This window comes from Streptomyces sp. SM1, assembly GCF_002910825.1.
Classification (GTDB): Bacteria; Actinomycetota; Actinomycetes; order Streptomycetales; family Streptomycetaceae; genus Streptomyces; species Streptomyces okerensis.
In genome coordinates this window covers 1-15489 of the sequence record NZ_NEUB01000707.1, presented here as the reverse complement: position 1 = coordinate 15489, position 15489 = coordinate 1, and the positions used below count along the sequence as shown (strand labels likewise).

The following is a 15489-nucleotide window of genomic DNA, read 5'->3' as shown; positions in this document are numbered from 1 at the left end:
CAGGGGTGCCGTTTGCGAGCTCTCCGCGTCGGTAGCGTTCCAGCAGCCGCCGCGCCTCGGCGAGTTTCTTCTCGACGGTGCGCTTGTGCGCGGCGACGGCCTTGCGGCTCCTCTCCAGCGCGCCGAGCCGGCCGGCCGCCTCCGCGCGGTCCTGTGCGAGGGAGCGCAGGGCACTTCGGAGCCTGCTCAGCTCACCGGTCTGGTGGACGCTGATCCGGTCGAGGACGGAGGCCTTCTCGAGGTAGTCCTCCGGGTCGTCGGAGAGCAGCAGGGCGAGGGCGGGCTCCAGGCCGCCGGAGCGGTACTGGGCGCCGGCCAGCGAACCCAGCGACTCCCGCATGGTGTTGACGCGGCTCTGCTTGCGGGCGATGCCGTCCTGCATCGCGGCGATCTGCCGGCGCAGGCCGTCGGCGCGCTCGTCGGCCGCGTTGTACGCCTCGGTGGCCTTCTCCGCCTCCTGGTAGAGACGGTCCACGTCGGCCCGGGTGTCCTCGTACGGAGTCGCCGCGGACGGCGGTGCCGCGCCGAGGGCGGTGGCCGCCGCCGACAGCAGGCCGAGGGCGACGACGGTGCTCCGGTCGGGACCGGAGGACGGTGCGGTACGGCGATGGGACCCCACGGGAAGCCGTGCTCCTTCCGCTGGCGGACAGGGAAACGCGGCAGACAGTAGCGTCGGCGGTGGCGGGCGGACCAACGGCCCAGGGACGCACACACGGTGACGCCCCGCCTGTGACCTGCGTCGAAGGCGGGGCGTGGGGCCGGCCGGCGCCGGTGCGATTCCCTCTAACGGGCGCACCGGGCCACCGGAGAAGCGCTCAGGTGTCAGACGCGGACGCCGAACATGAACGGGCCGCCGATGGTGTCCATCGACTCGTAGCGCACGACGGTGCCGGGGCGGGGGGCGTGGATGATCTGGCCGTTGCCCGCCCAGAGGCCCACGTGGTGCAGGTCGTTGAAGAAGAAGACCAGGTCGCCGACCTTGAGGTCGCCGACCGAGTAGATCCTGGTGCCCGCTCCGGTCTGCGACTCGGAGGTGCGCGGGATGCCGACGCCGGCCTGCGCGTACGCCCAGGAGGTGAGGCCGGAGCAGTCGAAGGAGGACGGGCCGGTGGCGCCGTAGACGTACGGGGTGCCGAGCTTGCTCTGGGCGGCGGCGAAGGCCGCGGCGGCGCGGCCGGAGCCGGCCGGGACGTTGACGGAGAGGGCGTCGCGCTCGCTGGTGCGGGTGGCGCGGTTCTGGTCCTCGTTGAGCTGGGCCCTCTGCTCGGCGGTGAGGGTGTTGAGCAGCTTCTGCGCGGAGGAGAGCTTGCCCTGGACTTCCTTCTTCTTCTTGCCCAGTTCGGTGCGGGTGGCGGAGAGGTCCTGGAGCTTCTCGGACGCCTCGGAGCGCTGCTGGGCGAGTTCGCGCTGCTTCTCCTGGATCTTCTTCAGCGCGTCGACCTGCTGGGTGCTCAGCTGGTCGAGGGTGGACGCCTTGTCGAGGTAGTCGTCCGGGTCCGCGGAGAGGAAGAGCTGCAGGGACGGGTCTATGCCGCCGCTGCGGTACTGGGCGCTGGCCATCGAACCGAGGCCGTCGCGCAGTTCGTTGAGCTCCTGCTGGCCCTTGGCGACGTTGTCCTGGATCGTGGAGATCTCCTTCTGGAGCTTCTCCTGCTTCTCCTTGGCGCCGTTGTACTTCTCGGTGGCCTGCTCGGCCTGCTCGTAGAGCTTGTCGACCTTGGCCTTGACCTCGTCCTTGCTCGGCTTCTCGCTGGGAGCGGCGTTGGCGGCCTGGGAGCTCATGACGACTGCAGCTGCGGCGGCGGTGGTGAGCACGGTCACGCGTGCGCGGCTCGGCTGCTTGGGACGACGGTGGGACGCCACGGAGACGAGCTCCTTCTCGAGAGTGATCGCGCGAGCGAGGGTTCGAAGGGAGACCTTAGTGATTCTCTTGTGATCAGTTCAAATCCCCGGACACGAAATCTCCGTTACAGCGGGTTTATTTGGCCTCAACTCACCTGCAGTGATGTCGCATTGACGCTACGTTGCGTGACGGATCCGTCAATTAGGGCAATAGGCTTTGTACGTTGCACGAGGGACGGATGTGCATCAGATACTAGGAAAGCCTCTTGAGGAGGACCGCCGAGGCGACGGGGCGCGCGCCCGCGCGTGCGACCCCGTCGGCGACCTCGCGGTCGGTGGAGGCGACGATGACGGGCCGCCCCGGCGGCTCCGCGCGCACCAGCTGGCGGATGAGCTCGTCGGCGGTGACTCCCGGCTTGGAGAACAGCACCCGCACCCCGCGTGGCGGCGCGAGCAGCACCGGCGCGGCCAGTTCGGCGCCGTCGAAGACACAGGTGACCTCGGCGCCGGTCTGCGCGGCGAGCTGGGCGAGCTGGCCCAGCAGGCGCAGCCGCTGCTTCTCCAGGGGCATCTGGGGATAGCCGGTCTTGGTGACGTTGTAGCCGTCGACGACGAGATGGGCCTGCGGCAGCGCCAGCAGCTGGTCGACGATGGCCGGGTCGTTCTCGGACAGCGCGCGGGCGGCGATGTCCTTCGGGGTCATGCGGCCCGGTTCCACGGCGTCCACGGTCTCGGCGGGCCGGACGGACACGGGGGGCAGTGCCAGCTCGCGGCGGAGCCCCTGGGCGGCGTCCAGCACGGTGTCGAGCAGCAGCCGGACCCGCATGTCCTCGACGCTGCGGCCCTCGCGGGCGGCCCTGCGGGCGGCCTCCAGGGCGGCCTCGGTCTCCCCCAGGCGGGCCTTGAGGCGCCGGCTCTCGCTCTCCGCGGCCGACACCTGGGCGTGGCCGTCGGCGCGCACGGCCTCCGTCTCGCCGCGCAGCTTGCGCACGGCGGCCTCACCGCGCTTGACGTCGCTGAGGGCGGAGCGCAGCTTGCGGTGCAGCGACTCGGTCTCCTTCTTCGCCGCTTCCAGCTCGGCGCGCAGCCGCTCGGTCTCGGCCTTGGTGTGCTCGCGGGCCCGGGCGAGTTCGGCGCGCAGCCGGTCCAGCTCGGCGCGGGTCTCCTCGTCGGCGCGCTCGGCGTCGGCGCGCTGGGCCTCCTCGCCGGCGGCGGTCACCAGCTTGACCCAGCCGGCCGGGCGGAGCACGTAGGCCGCGGCCGCCACGTCGAGCGGGTCCGCGGCCGGGGGCGGGGAGCCGGAGTCGAGGGCGCCGGCCAGTTCCGGCTGGGCCTCTCTGAGCTTCTCCCCGATGCGCTGCCGGAACAGCGGATCGGTCTCCAGTGACGCCGCCATGGCGTTGCCGGCGAACTTGGCGCGGCGGTTCGGGGCGAACCGGGCGTACTGCCTGAGCTGGGCGGGCAGCTCGGTGACCGTGAGCCCGCCGAAGCCGTCGGCGACGATCTGGACGACCCGGCGGCGCACTCCGTCGGGCAGCGGACGGTCGAGCACCTCGGCGGTGCCGTCCTCCGGCCCTCCGCCTGTGGTCTCCACCATCCGTCACACCCCAATGCCTGTGTGCGGCCCCGCACGCGGGGTCGCCGTCAGCGGGGCCCTCCCCCACTCTCGACTTCGCTCGAGCGGGAGGGACCCCCTTCGCTTCAGGAGCCGGCGCCCGGCCTGTCCACGAGTTCCACCTGGTCCACGGCGTTGCACCAGCGGCACCGCACCGTCTCGATGGTCTCATCGAGTACCTCGCGCTCCTCGACCCTGGGCTCTCCGGCCAGGTCGAGGTGGACGTACTCGACGACCTTCGACGAGCGGGTCACGTCGAAGCGGGTGAGGTTGCCGCAGAGGGTGCAGCGCCACCGCGTCGAGGCCGTCGGCAGAGGAACCGTCATCGTGGCTGTTCGCCTTCCTTCCAGTGTCCGTGACGCACCGGATCCCCGGTGCGTGTGGCACGTAACCCTACGGCCTGGCGGGTCCCCGCCGCCCGCCAGTCCACGGCGGCGAGGCGGTATGCACCGTTGCGTCCGGTTGCGTCATGCTCTGTGTCCATGATCCGCAACTGGAGTGCGCCGGCCGCCGCGGCGATCCGGGGCAGCTCCGCGCCGGTGACCCACACCCTCGTCGTCCTGTCCTGCCTGGTCTTCCTGGCCGGGCCCGCGTCGGGTCTCGGCCCGGGGCACGGTTCCGGGGACGAACTGCTCGCCGCACAGAGGGCCTACTTCCGGCGCTGGGGCGTGATCCCCGCAGACCTGTTCGAGGGATCCCCCGGGGCCGTCCTCACCCCCGTCACGGCGCTCTTCGTGCACGGTGGCTGGGTGCATCTGCTCGGCAACATGCTGTTCCTCCATGTGTTCGGAGCGATGACCGAGGAACGGATGGGCCGGGTGCGGTTCATCCTCTGCTACGCCGGCTGCGGCTACCTGGCGCTGCTGGGGTACGCCGCCGCCAACGCGGACTCCGATCGGGCCCTGGTCGGCGCCTCCGGGGCGATCTCGGCGGTCCTCGGCGCGTTCCTCTTCCTGTTCCCACGGGCCCGGGTGACCAGTCTTCTGCCGTTCCTGTTCTTCCTGCCGGTACGCCTGCCGGCGTGGGTGGTGCTGCCGTTCTGGGCGGCGCTGCAGTGGGCGGCGGCGGGGCGGGCCACCGACGGACCGGTGGTGGCGTATCTGGCGCACCTGCTGGGGTTCGGGCTGGGCTTCGGCTGCGCGTGGGTGTGCTGCGGCGGGACGACTACAGTGAAGTCCACGCCAGCTCCGGCCCCCGAGGGAGAGAACCAGCCGTGATCACCGCGATCGTCCTCATCAAGACCAGCGTGGACCGGATCCCCGAGATCGCGGAACAGATCGCCGCGCTGGACAGTGTCAGCGAGGTCTTCTCCGTCACCGGTACCTACGACCTGATCGCGATGGTGCGGGTGCGGGAGCACGAGGACCTGGCGGAGGTCATCCCGGGCCGGATCAGCCGGATCCCGGGGGTGGAGGGCACCGACACGCACGTGGCGTTCCGTACGTACTCGCAGCACGACCTGGAGGCGGCGTTCGCCATCGGGCTGGACAGCTAGCGCTGCGCGGCGGCTCGGGCGCCGACGCCCGTCTCCCGGTGGCGGCCCGGGTGGTCTCGGCCGGTTTTTCGCCCCCGCCGCCCCTTCCCGTTCCCGCCCCCGGGGGCTCCCCAGGTTCGTGTCAGGTCCGGGCGGAGGTGTCCGGGGCGCAGCGGCCGTCCTCGGTGCGGTAGGTCCAGCGGGCACCGTCGCGCACCAGTTCGCGCACCGCGCGGACGAATCGCTCCACGTGCTCGTCCGGCGTACCCGCCCCGAAGCTCACCCGGATCGCGGCGAGGGACTGGGTGGCACCGCACTCGCCCTGGTCCCCCGGCTCACCGCCGAGCAGCCGCCTCACCAGCGGGTGTGCGCAGAACAGCCCGTCGCGGACGCCGATGCCGTACTCGGCGGACAGCGCCGCGGCGAAGTGGGAGCTGTTCCAGCCGTCGACGACGAAGGAGAGCACACCGACGCGCGGGGCGTCGTCCCCGAACAGGGACAGGAACCGCACCTCGGGCACGTCCGCGAGGCCGTCGCGCACCGCGCGGATCAGCTCCTTCTCGCGGGCGGCCAGCCCGTCGAACCCGGCCTCGGTGAGCGCCTTGCAGGCGGAGGCGACGGCGTGGACGCCGATGACGTTGGGCGAGCCGGCCTCGTGCCGGGCGGCGCCGTCGTGCCACTCCACCTCCACTCCCCCGTCCGCCCGCCGGGTGACCTTGCGGCTGGCGCCGCCCCCGGCGAGGTAGGGCTCGGCCGTCCGCAGCCAGTCGGCCCGGCCGGCCAGCACGCCGGAGCCGAACGGGGCGTACAGCTTGTGGCCCGAGAAGGCGGCCCAGTCGACGTCCAGGTCGCGCACGCTCACCGGGTGGTGCGGGGCGAGCTGGGCGGCGTCCAGCACGATCCGCGCGCCGTGCGCGTGTGCGGCGGCGGCGAGTTCCCGTACGGGCCACAGTTCGCCGGTGACGTTGGAGGCGCCGGTGACGCAGAACAGGGCGGGGGTGTGGGGATCGCGTCCGGCGAGGGCCCGTTCCAGGGTCGTCACGGCCTGCCGGGGGCTGTCGGGGGCGTCGAGGTACCTGACGCGGGCTCCCCGCCAGGGCAGCAGGGAGGCGTGGTGCTCGGTCTCGAAGACGAAGACCTCGCAGCCGTCGGGGAGCGCGGCGGCCAGCAGGTTGAGGGAGTCGGTGGTGGACCGGGTGAAGACCACCTGGTCGCCGGCACGGCAGTCCAGGAACCCGGCGACGGTGACGCGGGCGTTCTCGAACAGGTCGGTGGAGAGCTGGGAGAGGTACCCGGCACCGCGGTGGACGCTGCCGTAGTACGGCGCGTAGGCGGCCACGTCGTCCCACACCCGCTGGAGGGCGGGGGCGCTGGCGGCGTAGTCGAGGGCGGCGTAGGTGACCTCGCCGCCGGTGACGAGGGGGACGGTGACGTCCCGGCCCAGAACGGGCAGCGGGGCACGGACGGACCGGTCGGCGGCGACGGCGGTGACGGCGGTGACGGACATGCGGAACTCCCGTGAGGCAGACGGAATCCCCGCGCGAGCGGACGGCGCTCGAGCGCGTAAGGGGGAAGGAAGAAGGGGTGCGCGGAGGCGGGGCTCGGCGGCCCTAGCGCATTCGCTTGCTCACGGGAGGCTCCTCGACGACCAGGACCCCTGCCCTCATCGATCGAAAGCGTCGAGGGGTCCGCGCTTGCCGTGGACCTCGCTGCCCACGGCCTGGTCTTCACCCGGGGCACCCCGCCACGGACGGAGGGTTGCCGGACAGCCGGCCGGGGCCTGATGGCTGTCACTCATGACCTGGAGAGGAAACTACGTGAGGTGAGCGATGTCCCGCAACCCGTATCCGGATCGCGGGACGCCCCACCGCCGGGCGACGGGAACGGCCCGACGGCGGACGAAGGGACCGGCCCGGCCCGGCGGAAACCGGATCGAGCCGGGCGTCTCCCGCGCCGTATGGCGGGCCGGGCGGGTGTCACGCGTTGCTGACGGCCACCCAGCGCTCCAGGAGCCGCTTGGCGGCCCCCGAGTCGATCGCCTCGGCCGCCTTCGCCATCCCGGTGCGGATCTGCTCCGTCAGGGTGCCGGTGCCGGGCTCCAGGGCCACCAGCGCCGCCGCCGAGTTCAGCAGCACCGCGTCCCGCACCGGGCCCGGTTCGCCGTCCAGCAGCCGGCGGGCGACCTCCGCGTTGTAGGAGGCGTCGGCGCCGCGCAGGGCCTCCACGGGCACGAGGTCGATGCCGACGTCGCGCGGGTCGAAGGTCTCCTCGCCGACCTCGCCGTCGCGGACCACCCACACCCGGGAGGTGGCGGTGGTGGTCAGCTCGTCCAAACCGTCGTCGCCGCGGAACACCAGCGAGGAGTGTCCGCGTCCGGCGAAGACCCCGGCCATGATGGGAGCCATCCGGGGGTCGGCGACCCCGACCGCCTGGGCCTTGACCCGCGCCGGGTTGGCCAGCGGGCCGAGGAAGTTGAACACCGTGCGGATGCCCAGCTGGCCGCGCGCGGCGGCGACATGACGCAGCGCCGGGTGGAACTTCACCGCGAAGCAGAAGGTGATCCCGGCCTCCTCGGCGACCTCGGCGACCCGCCGCGGGGTCAGCTCCAGATTGACGCCGAGCTTCTCCAGGACGTCGGAGGCGCCGGACGCGGAGGAGGCGGCCCGGTTTCCGTGCTTGACGACCTTCGCGCCGGTGCCGGCCACGACGATCGAGGACATCGTGGAGATGTTCACCGTCTTGGCGCCGTCGCCGCCGGTGCCGACGATGTCGACCGTGGCGCCCGGCACCTCGATCACATGGGCGTGGTCGTACAGGGCCCGTACGCAGCCGCTGATCTCCTCGACGGTCTCGCCCTTGGCCCGCAGCGAGACGGCGAACCCGGCGATCTGCGCGTCGGTCGCCTCACCCCGCATGATCAGGTCCATCGCCCAGGCGGTGTCGTCGGCGGACAGGTCCCGCCCGTCCAGCAGGCCGTTCAGCAGGGCGGGCCAGGAGCGGCCCGCCGCGGTGTCGCCTCCAGCGGGGGTCACAGCGCTCATGGCCGCTCCTGATGGGTGTAGAAGAGTTCCGGGAACCGTCGGGGGTCCCGGGCTCCACCCTATCCAGCTCCGGGGACGGCGAAGGGCCCCCGTCCGCAGAACGGACGGGGGCCCTTCGCCGTCGTGTGGCGACTGGGGTGAGGCGCTGAGGGGATCAGTGGTGGCCGTGGCCGCTCGAGATCTCCTTGTACTCCTCGACGGTCGGCTTCGGAATCTGGGATTCCCCGCCGTAGTAGCCCTTGCTGAGCTTGGCGCGCACCTTCTCGCTCATCTTCACCTTGCGCCGGACGCCGTTCTCGTCGACCTCCGGGCCGATCTCGAGCGGCTTGTACTGCTCGTGCGCGGTGAGGGTGTGCAGCTGCTCCTGGCTGAGCGGCTCGTGGACCTCGATGAACTCGCCGTGCGGCAGGCGCTTGATGATGCCCGACTCACGGCCGTGCAGCACCTTCTCCCTGTCCCGGCGCTGGAGGCCGAGGCAGATCCGCTTGGTGACGATGAACGCCACGACCGGCGCGACGAAGAACGCGATCCGTACGAACCAGGTGATGGCGTTGATCGACAGGTGGAAGTGGGTGGCCCACAGGTCGTTGCCACCACCGACGAGGAGCACGAAGTACAGCGTGATCCAGGCGACGCCGAAGGCGGTGCGCGTCGGGGCGTTGCGCGGACGGTCCAGGATGTGGTGCTCGCGCTTGTCGCCGGTGACCCAGGACTCGATGAACGGGTACACCGCGATCGACACCAGGACCAGCGGGAAGATCATCAGCGGGCTGAACACACCCAGGACGAGCGTGTGACCCCAGAAGTTGATCTCCCAGCCCGGCATGACGCGGATCAGGCCCTCGGAGAAGCCCATGTACCAGTCGGGCTGGGCGCCGGTGGAGACCATGTCCGGCCGGTAGGGGCCGATGTTCCAGATCGGGTTGATCGTGGCGATCGCCGAGACGGCCGCGAGCACACCGAAGACCAGGAAGAAGAAGCCTCCGGCCTTGGCCATGTACACCGGCATCAGCGGCATGCCCACGACGTTCTTGTTGGTCTTGCCGGGACCCGCGAACTGCGTGTGCTTGTGGTAGAAGACCAGGATCAGGTGCGCCACCACGAGCCCGAGCATGATGCCCGGCAACAGCAGGACGTGGACCGAGAAGAACCGGGCGATGAAGTCGTCCCCCGGGAACTCGCCGCCGAAGAGGAAGAACGACAGGTACGTGCCGACGATCGGCACGGACAGGACCGCGCCCTCCATGAAGCGGATACCGGTGCCGGAGAGCAGGTCGTCCGGGAGCGAGTAGCCGGTGAACCCGGTGAACATGCCCAGGACGAACAGCAGGAAGCCGAACAGCCAGTTGATCTCACGCGGCTTGCGGAACGCGCCCGTGAAGAACACGCGCATCATGTGCACGAACATGCCGGCCAGGAAGACCAGCGCGGCCCAGTGGTGGATCTGCCGGATCAGCAGACCGCCACGGACGTCGAAGCTGATGTCCAGCGTCGACTTGTAGGCCTCACTCATCAGCTGGCCCTGCATGGGCACGTACGAGCCGTGGTACTCCACCTCGTTCATCGACGGGTGGAAGAACAGCGTCAGGTACACACCCGTGAGGATGATGACGATGAAGCTGTAGAGGCAGATCTCACCCAGCATGAACGACCAGTGGTCGGGGAAGATCTTCCGCATGTTGGCCTTGGCCAGGGAGTAGATCCCCAGCCGGCCGTCGGCCCAGTCGGCGACCTTTTCGCCGGCCGGTGCCTTCCCGCGCGAGCGGGACTCGGGGGTCGTTGCAGTACTCATCCGCGCTCCCAGAAGGCAGGACCGACGGGCTCGTCGAAGTCGCCGAGCGCTTCGAGGTAGCCCTCGTCGTTCACGCCGATGCGCAGTTGCGGCAGGGCGTGACCGGCGGGACCGAAGATCACCTTGGCACCGTCGGAGAGGTCGAAGGTGGACTGGTGACAGGGGCACAGCGCGTGATGCGTCTGCTGCTCGTACAGGGAGATCGGGCAACCGACGTGGGTGCAGATCTTCGAGTAGGCGAGGATCCCCTCGTGCGACCACTCCAGCGCCTGCTTGTCCTTGATGTCGTCCGGCTGGATGCGGACCAGCATCAGGGCTGCCTTGGCGATCTCGGTCATGAAGCCGTGGTCGTGCTCGTCCAGGCCCTCGGGCTTGGCGAAGGCCAGCGAGCCCACGATGATGTCGGACGGCCGCAGCGGCTCGTTCGTGTTCATGTTGACCAGCAGCTTGCCCCTGGACCACAGGGTCTCGCGCAGCTTGGTCCCGGGCAGCGGCCCGAGGTCGCGCAGCAGCACCACGCCGGAGAGCGGGAACAGGGCCAGCGCGCCGAACATCGTGTTGCGGATCAGCTTGCGGCGGCCGAGCACCGACTCCTTGGCACCCTGGCGGAAGTCGTCCATGACCTTCGCCTTGACCTCGGGGGAGGCCTCGATCGGGTGCCGCTCGTCGGCGATCTCGTGGTCCGACATCAGCGTGCGGGCCCAGTGGACCGCGCCGGCGCCGATGGCGAACAGGGCGACGCCGAGGGTCATACCGAGCGCGAAGTTCAGCGCGCTGATGTGGCCGAGCGTGAAGATGTAGACGGAACTGTCGACCGGGATCGTCACGTACGAGGCGATGAAGCCGACGGTGGCCAGCATCGACACCGTGAACAGCAGGGCGACCGTGCGCTCGGACCGCTTGGCGGCCCGCTCGTCGAGGTCCTGGATCCGGTGCTCGTGGGGAGGCAGGCCCGGGTCCGCGAACGGGTTCTTCTCGTCCGCGAGCTTCACCGAGCCGGGGGCGGTGTCCTGCGCCGTGGGCAGGTTCTCTTCTGGAATGTCTTGGCTACTCATGACTTCTTGGCCTTTGCGGTCCGAGCGGCGACCCAGACGGCGACCGCGATCAGCGCGCCGAGTCCGAAGACCCACGCGAAGAGACCCTCCGAGACCGGGCCGAGTCCGCCGAGCGAGAGTCCACCGGGGCTCTCGGACTCATCGCTGTTGACCGCGTGCAGGTACGCGATGACGTCCTTCTTGTTCTGCTCCGACAGCGTGCTGTCGGGGAAGGAGGGCATGTTCTGCGGACCGGTGAGCATGGCCTCGTAGATGTGCTTCGGCGAGACGTCCTCGAGGTCCGGGGCGTACTTGCCGTTCGTGAGCGCACCGCCCTTGCCGGTGAAGTTGTGGCACTGGGCGCAGTTGTTGCGGAACAGTTCACCGCCCTTGGCGATGTCGGCACCCTCGGGGCCGTACTGCTCCTCGGTGGGAACGGCCGGGCCGGCACCCAGGGAGGCGATGTACGCCGCCAGCTGGTCGATCTCGGCCTGGCTGTAGGTGCTCGGCTTCTTGGGCAGCTGTGCGCCCTGCGAGGTGGCGGCCGGCATGCGGCCGGTGCTCACCTGGAAGTCGACCGCGGCGGCGCCCACGCCCACCAGGCTCGGACCGTCGGAGGAGCCCTGACCGCCGGTGCCGTGGCAGCTGGCGCAGCCGACCGCGTAGAGCTTCTTGCCCTCCTCGATGGTGAGGGACTGGGCGGTTTCGTCGGCCTGCGCCTTGTCCGCGGGTGCGAACACGGCGTAGAGCCCCCCGGTGCATGCCAGCGCGAGGAGTAGGACGACGAGCGCCGCCAGCGGGTGGCGTCGTCGTGCGGAGAGCTTTTTCACGGATTACCCCGGTGTCAGGATCTTCTGCGTCGATGCTTCTGGTTGGTGCGCTGCTTCGAGCGCTCGAGTGCGGTCCCCGGCTACTTGATCATGTAGATCGTGGCGAAGAGGCCGATCCAGACGACATCGACGAAGTGCCAGTAATAGGACACGACGATGGCTGCGGTCGCCTGGTCGTGGGTGAACCTCCGTGCCGCGTAGGTCCGGCCCAGGACCAGCAGGAAGGCGATGAGACCGCCCGTCACGTGCAGGCCGTGGAAGCCGGTGGTCAGGTAGAAGGCCGAGCCGTACGCGTCCGAGGAAAGGGACAGGCCGTAGTGCTTGACCAGCTCGGTGTACTCGAGGACCTGACCGCCGATGAAGACGGAACCCATGATGAAGGTGACGATGAACCACATCCGGAGCTTCTTCACGTCACCGCGCTCGGCGGCGAAGACGCCGAGCTGGCAGGTGAGGGAGGAGAGCACCAGGATCGTGGTGTTCGCCGCCGAGAACGGGAAGTTCAGGGCGTCGGCCTTCTCCGACCAGAAGTCGGGTCCGGTCACCGATCGCAGGGTGAAGTACATCGCGAAGAGGGCCGCGAAGAACATCAGCTCGGAACTCAGCCAGATGATGGTTCCGACGCTGGTGAGGTTCGGTCGGTTGACCGACGGGTGCGCGTGCCCGGTGTCTACTGTCGTTGCTGTCGCCACGCCGACATTATGTCGGTCGCTTATCCCGCCCTCACTCCCGGGGGTGCCGTTCGGTGTGTTCCCCCCTCCTGGACTGCCCGGATGGCCCACCCGGAGCGCCGTCGAAGACCCTTCGAAGCCATGTCCGAACCAGTGCTGACCGGCGGCCCGAGGGGGTAGCATCCGCGCCATCGGTACCCGAAGTTCCCGACAGAGCCGTGCCCTCTCTTTACGCGTGGAGGAACAATGCAGGCGACCGCCACGGTGCTGGTCTACAGCGACAACGCCAACACCCGGGAGCAGGTGCGCCTCGCCACCGGGCGGCGGCCGGCTCCGGACGTGCCCGTAGTGGAGTTCGTGGAGTGTGCGACCCAGGCCGCCGTGCTCTCGGAGCTGGACCGGGGTGGCATCGACGTGTGCGTGTTCGACGGCGAGGCCACGCCGATGGGGGGCATGGGGCTGTGCCGCCAGATCAAGGACGAGGTGTTCAACTGCCCGCCGGTGCTGTTGCTGATCGGGCGGCCGCAGGACGCGTGGCTGGCGACGTGGAGCCGGGCGGAGGCGGCGGTGACCCTGCCGGTCGAGCCGGTGGAGTTCGCCTCGGCGCTGGCGTCGCTGCTGCGGCAGAAGCGGCTGCAGAGCGCGTAGTGACTCCGTCGGTCCTGTGGTGCGGCGGCCGCGGGTCCGCTGTGGCTTGTCGCGCAGTTCCCTGCGCCCCCTGGGGTGCTGCCCCGAGGGGCGTTCACACGGCCAGGGGGCGGAGGCGTGACGCGTCCTGGGTGCCCGGAACCTCGTCGGCGGTCAGGGCGCTGCCCGCGCGCCACTTGGGCCAGTCGAGGTTCCAGTCGCCGTAGCCGTTGCCGAAGGGTTCCATCGTGTCGCCGGCCGAGTTGACGACCTCCACGATGTCGCCCTGGCGGACGGTGTCGAAGAACCACTCGGCGTTGCCGGTGCTCATGCCCACGCAGCCGTGGCTGACGTTGGCGTAGCCCTGGGAGCCGACGGACCACGGGGCGGCGTGCACGTATTCGCCGCTCCACGTCACCCGGGTGGCGTAGCGGACGTCGAGGTCGTACGACTCCGAGGAGCCCTCGGCGATGCCCACCGTGGTGCTGCGCATCCGTACGAAGGGTTCCTTGGCGAGGACCACCTTGACGCCGTTGCGGGTCTCGAAGCCGGTCTTGCCGGTGGTGACGGGGATCTCCTTGATCTCCTCGCCGTTCTTGTAGACCGTCAGCCGGTGTTCGGCGGCGTCGGTCAGCGCTATCACCCGGTCGCCGGTGCGGATCGTCAGCGGCTCGGAGGTGCCGCCCCGGAGCCGGTCGCCGATCTTGATGCCCTCCAGGGTGCTGCGTACCCGGACGGTGGCGTGGGCCGGCCAGTACTCCTTGGGGCGGTAGTGCAGCTTCTTGTCGTCGACCCAGTGCCAGGTGCCGCTCACGGCGGGCGTGGAGTCGACCTTGAGGGCGCGTTCCACGACGGCCCGCTGGGCCCGGTCGCTGACGGGTGCGTCGAGCTCGGCGGTGACGGGCTGGCCGACGCCGTAGGTGCCCGCCTCGGGGCCGAAGGTGACGCCCAGCCGCTTGGTGGCGCCGGGCCTGCCGGTGGTGAAGGTGAGGACCTTGCGGCCGGGGGCCCCGTCCTCGTCCTCGGTGCTCACCCGGACCGTGTACCGGGCACTGGCGGCCAGCGGGGAGGTGCTGTGCCAGCGGCTGCCGTCGGCGGCCAGTTCGCCCGCCAGGTAGCGCCCTGAGACGTCCACGGCGGTGACGTCCGTGATGCGCCCGTCGGAGTTCTCGGCGACGACCTCCAGGGGCTTGTCGGGGTCGGCCGGCCGGCCGGCGTCGACGGACCCGCTGAAGGAGATCTGGTCCGCGGCGTCGTAGGGCTCGGCGGACAGCGGGTTGCCGTCGGAGCTGCAGCCGGTGACGCCCGCGCCGAGGGCGATCACCAGCAGCGTGCAGCCGGCGAGGCGGCTCCTGCCGCCCGTGCCCGCGCCACGAGGGGACTCTGTGTGTCTCATGACCTCACGCTAGGAAGCGGGGCCGGTGTCGGCGCACTGGGCGGCCCGAACGAGTGAGGGCGGGCGACGGAAACGGGGCCCGGACGCTCCTGACGGAGTGTCCGGGCCCCGGAGTGCCGTGGCGCGTGTTACTGGGTGCGGTTCTCACCGCGGTAGTACTCGAAGACCCAGCCCCAGATGCCGAGGAGGAGCAGCGGTGCCGAGAAGTACATCAGCCACCAGCCGACCGCGACGCCCAGGAAGGCCAGGGCACCGCCCGTGGCGAGGGCCAGCGGCTGCCAGCTGTGCGGGCTGAAGAACCCGACCTCGCCGGAGTCGTCCGCGACGTCCGCTTCCTTGTTGTCCTGCGCTCCCACGTCGACCCGCCGGGCGGTGAAGCCCAGGTAGAAGCCGATCATGATGCTCAGGCCGAACGCCAGGAAAAGGGCGGTGGTGCCGACCGGCTCCTTCGACCAGACGCCGTACACACCGGCGACGATCAGGAAGAAGACGCTCAGCCACATGAAGAGGTTGCCCTGGATCTTCACTTGCCGGCCTCCTTGGCACCAGAGAGGGCCTTCTCCCCGTGACCGGCGTTCTCGAGCTGGTCGAGCGCGGCGATCTCCGGGTGGTGCAGGTCGAACGCCGGGGATTCACTGCGGATCCGCGGCAGGGTGAGGAAGTTGTGCCGCGGGGGCGGGCAGGAGGTCGCCCACTCCAGCGAACGGCCGTAGCCCCAGGGGTCGTCGACATCGACCGGCTTGCCGTACTTGGCGGTCTTCCAGATGTTGTAGAAGAACGGCAGGAGGGACAGCCCGAGCAGGAACGAGGCGATCGTGGAGACCGTGTTCAGCGCGGTGAAGCCGTCGGCGGCGAGGTAGTCCGGGTACCGGCGCGGCATGCCCTCGACACCCAGCCAGTGCTGGACGAGGAAGGTGCCGTGGAAGCCGGTGAAGAGCGTCCAGAACGTGATCTTGCCGAGACGCTCGTCGAGCATCTTGCCGGTGAACTTCGGCCACCAGAAGTGGAATCCGGCGAACATCGCGAACACCACGGTGCCGAACACCACGTAGTGGAAGTGCGCCACCACGAAGTAGCTGTCGGACACGTGGAAGTCCAGCGGCGGCGAGGCCAGGATGACGCCGGTCAGACCACCGAAGAGGAAGGTGACCAGGAAGCCGATCGACC

General features: G+C 70.2%; 16 protein-coding genes and 1 riboswitch. Of the genes, 3 read left to right on the top strand and 13 right to left on the bottom strand.

What is annotated here, in order from left to right:
• The 4 genes from B9S61_RS20090 to B9S61_RS20075 form a co-directional block, all read right to left on the bottom strand.
• On the bottom strand, positions 1–619 hold a 619-nt coding region (locus tag B9S61_RS20090; RefSeq protein WP_374936230.1), incomplete at its 3' end, for a coiled-coil domain-containing protein.
• A 203-nt stretch (positions 620–822) separates the two neighbouring features.
• A complete protein-coding gene (locus tag B9S61_RS20085) occupies positions 823–1863 on the bottom strand; it encodes a C40 family peptidase (protein WP_103543500.1) in 1041 nt (346 codons plus the stop codon).
• A gap of 232 nt (positions 1864–2095) precedes the next feature.
• Positions 2096–3439: an NYN domain-containing protein gene (locus B9S61_RS20080; protein ID WP_103543499.1), complete on the bottom strand. Its 1344-nt coding sequence runs from the start codon at positions 3437–3439 to the stop codon at positions 2096–2098.
• A gap of 104 nt (positions 3440–3543) precedes the next feature.
• A complete protein-coding gene (locus tag B9S61_RS20075) occupies positions 3544–3783 on the bottom strand; it encodes a hypothetical protein (protein ID WP_103543498.1) in 240 nt (79 codons plus the stop codon).
• Between the two features lie 156 nt (positions 3784–3939).
• On the opposite strand from B9S61_RS20075, the gene B9S61_RS20070 reads away from it, so the two are divergent.
• Complete coding sequence (locus B9S61_RS20070; RefSeq protein WP_103543501.1) at positions 3940–4674, top strand: rhomboid family intramembrane serine protease; 735 nt, start codon at positions 3940–3942, stop codon at positions 4672–4674.
• Entirely contained in the window at positions 4671–4952 is a 282-nt protein-coding gene (locus tag B9S61_RS20065; protein ID WP_103543497.1) for an Lrp/AsnC family transcriptional regulator, read from the top strand. Before B9S61_RS20070 ends, B9S61_RS20065 begins: the two co-directional genes overlap by 4 nt.
• Positions 4953–5073: 121 nt before the next feature.
• Here the strand turns inward: B9S61_RS20065 and B9S61_RS20060 are convergent, their stop codons facing one another.
• The 6 genes from B9S61_RS20060 to B9S61_RS20035 all read right to left on the bottom strand — a co-directional run bounded on the left by B9S61_RS20060 (position 5074) and on the right by B9S61_RS20035 (position 12320).
• Positions 5074–6438, bottom strand: coding sequence for an aminotransferase class V-fold PLP-dependent enzyme (locus B9S61_RS20060; RefSeq protein WP_103543496.1), 1365 nt, complete (start codon positions 6436–6438; stop codon positions 5074–5076).
• A 178-nt stretch (positions 6439–6616) separates the two neighbouring features.
• Positions 6617–6733: riboswitch (SAM riboswitch) on the bottom strand.
• Between the two features lie 174 nt (positions 6734–6907).
• Entirely contained in the window at positions 6908–7972 is a 1065-nt protein-coding gene (gene trpD, locus B9S61_RS20055) for an anthranilate phosphoribosyltransferase (protein WP_103543495.1), read from the bottom strand.
• A gap of 154 nt (positions 7973–8126) precedes the next feature.
• The gene (locus B9S61_RS20050) at positions 8127–9764 is read right to left on the bottom strand and encodes a ubiquinol-cytochrome c reductase cytochrome b subunit (RefSeq protein ID WP_103543494.1); all 1638 of its coding nucleotides are present in this window, start codon (positions 9762–9764) and stop codon (positions 8127–8129) included.
• Positions 9761–10819 carry a ubiquinol-cytochrome c reductase iron-sulfur subunit gene (locus B9S61_RS20045; RefSeq protein WP_103543493.1) on the bottom strand — a complete coding sequence of 353 codons (1059 nt, stop codon included), beginning with the start codon at positions 10817–10819 and terminating at the stop codon, positions 9761–9763. Before B9S61_RS20045 ends, B9S61_RS20050 begins: the two co-directional genes overlap by 4 nt.
• Positions 10816–11628, bottom strand: coding sequence for a c-type cytochrome (locus tag B9S61_RS20040; protein ID WP_103543492.1), 813 nt, complete (start codon positions 11626–11628; stop codon positions 10816–10818). Before B9S61_RS20040 ends, B9S61_RS20045 begins: the two co-directional genes overlap by 4 nt.
• 80 nt (positions 11629–11708) lie before the next feature.
• Positions 11709–12320 (bottom strand): heme-copper oxidase subunit III, encoded by a 612-nt coding sequence (locus B9S61_RS20035; protein ID WP_103543491.1) that lies wholly within the window; start codon positions 12318–12320, stop codon positions 11709–11711.
• A gap of 225 nt (positions 12321–12545) precedes the next feature.
• Here B9S61_RS20035 and B9S61_RS20030 point away from each other — a divergent pair, with 225 nt between their 5' ends.
• Positions 12546–12947: a response regulator transcription factor gene (locus B9S61_RS20030; protein WP_103543490.1), complete on the top strand. Its 402-nt coding sequence runs from the start codon at positions 12546–12548 to the stop codon at positions 12945–12947.
• Between the two features lie 94 nt (positions 12948–13041).
• Here the strand turns inward: B9S61_RS20030 and B9S61_RS20025 are convergent, their stop codons facing one another.
• From B9S61_RS20025 to B9S61_RS20015, 3 genes are all read right to left on the bottom strand, one after another.
• The gene (locus B9S61_RS20025; protein WP_103543489.1) at positions 13042–14322 is read right to left on the bottom strand and encodes an Ig-like domain-containing protein; all 1281 of its coding nucleotides are present in this window, start codon (positions 14320–14322) and stop codon (positions 13042–13044) included.
• A 128-nt stretch (positions 14323–14450) separates the two neighbouring features.
• Entirely contained in the window at positions 14451–14849 is a 399-nt protein-coding gene (locus B9S61_RS20020) for a cytochrome c oxidase subunit 4 (protein WP_103543488.1), read from the bottom strand.
• Positions 14846–15489: cbb3-type cytochrome c oxidase subunit I (locus B9S61_RS20015; protein ID WP_181007446.1), on the bottom strand; the 644-nt coding region annotated here is incomplete at its 5' end. The genes B9S61_RS20020 and B9S61_RS20015, both read right to left, overlap by 4 nt.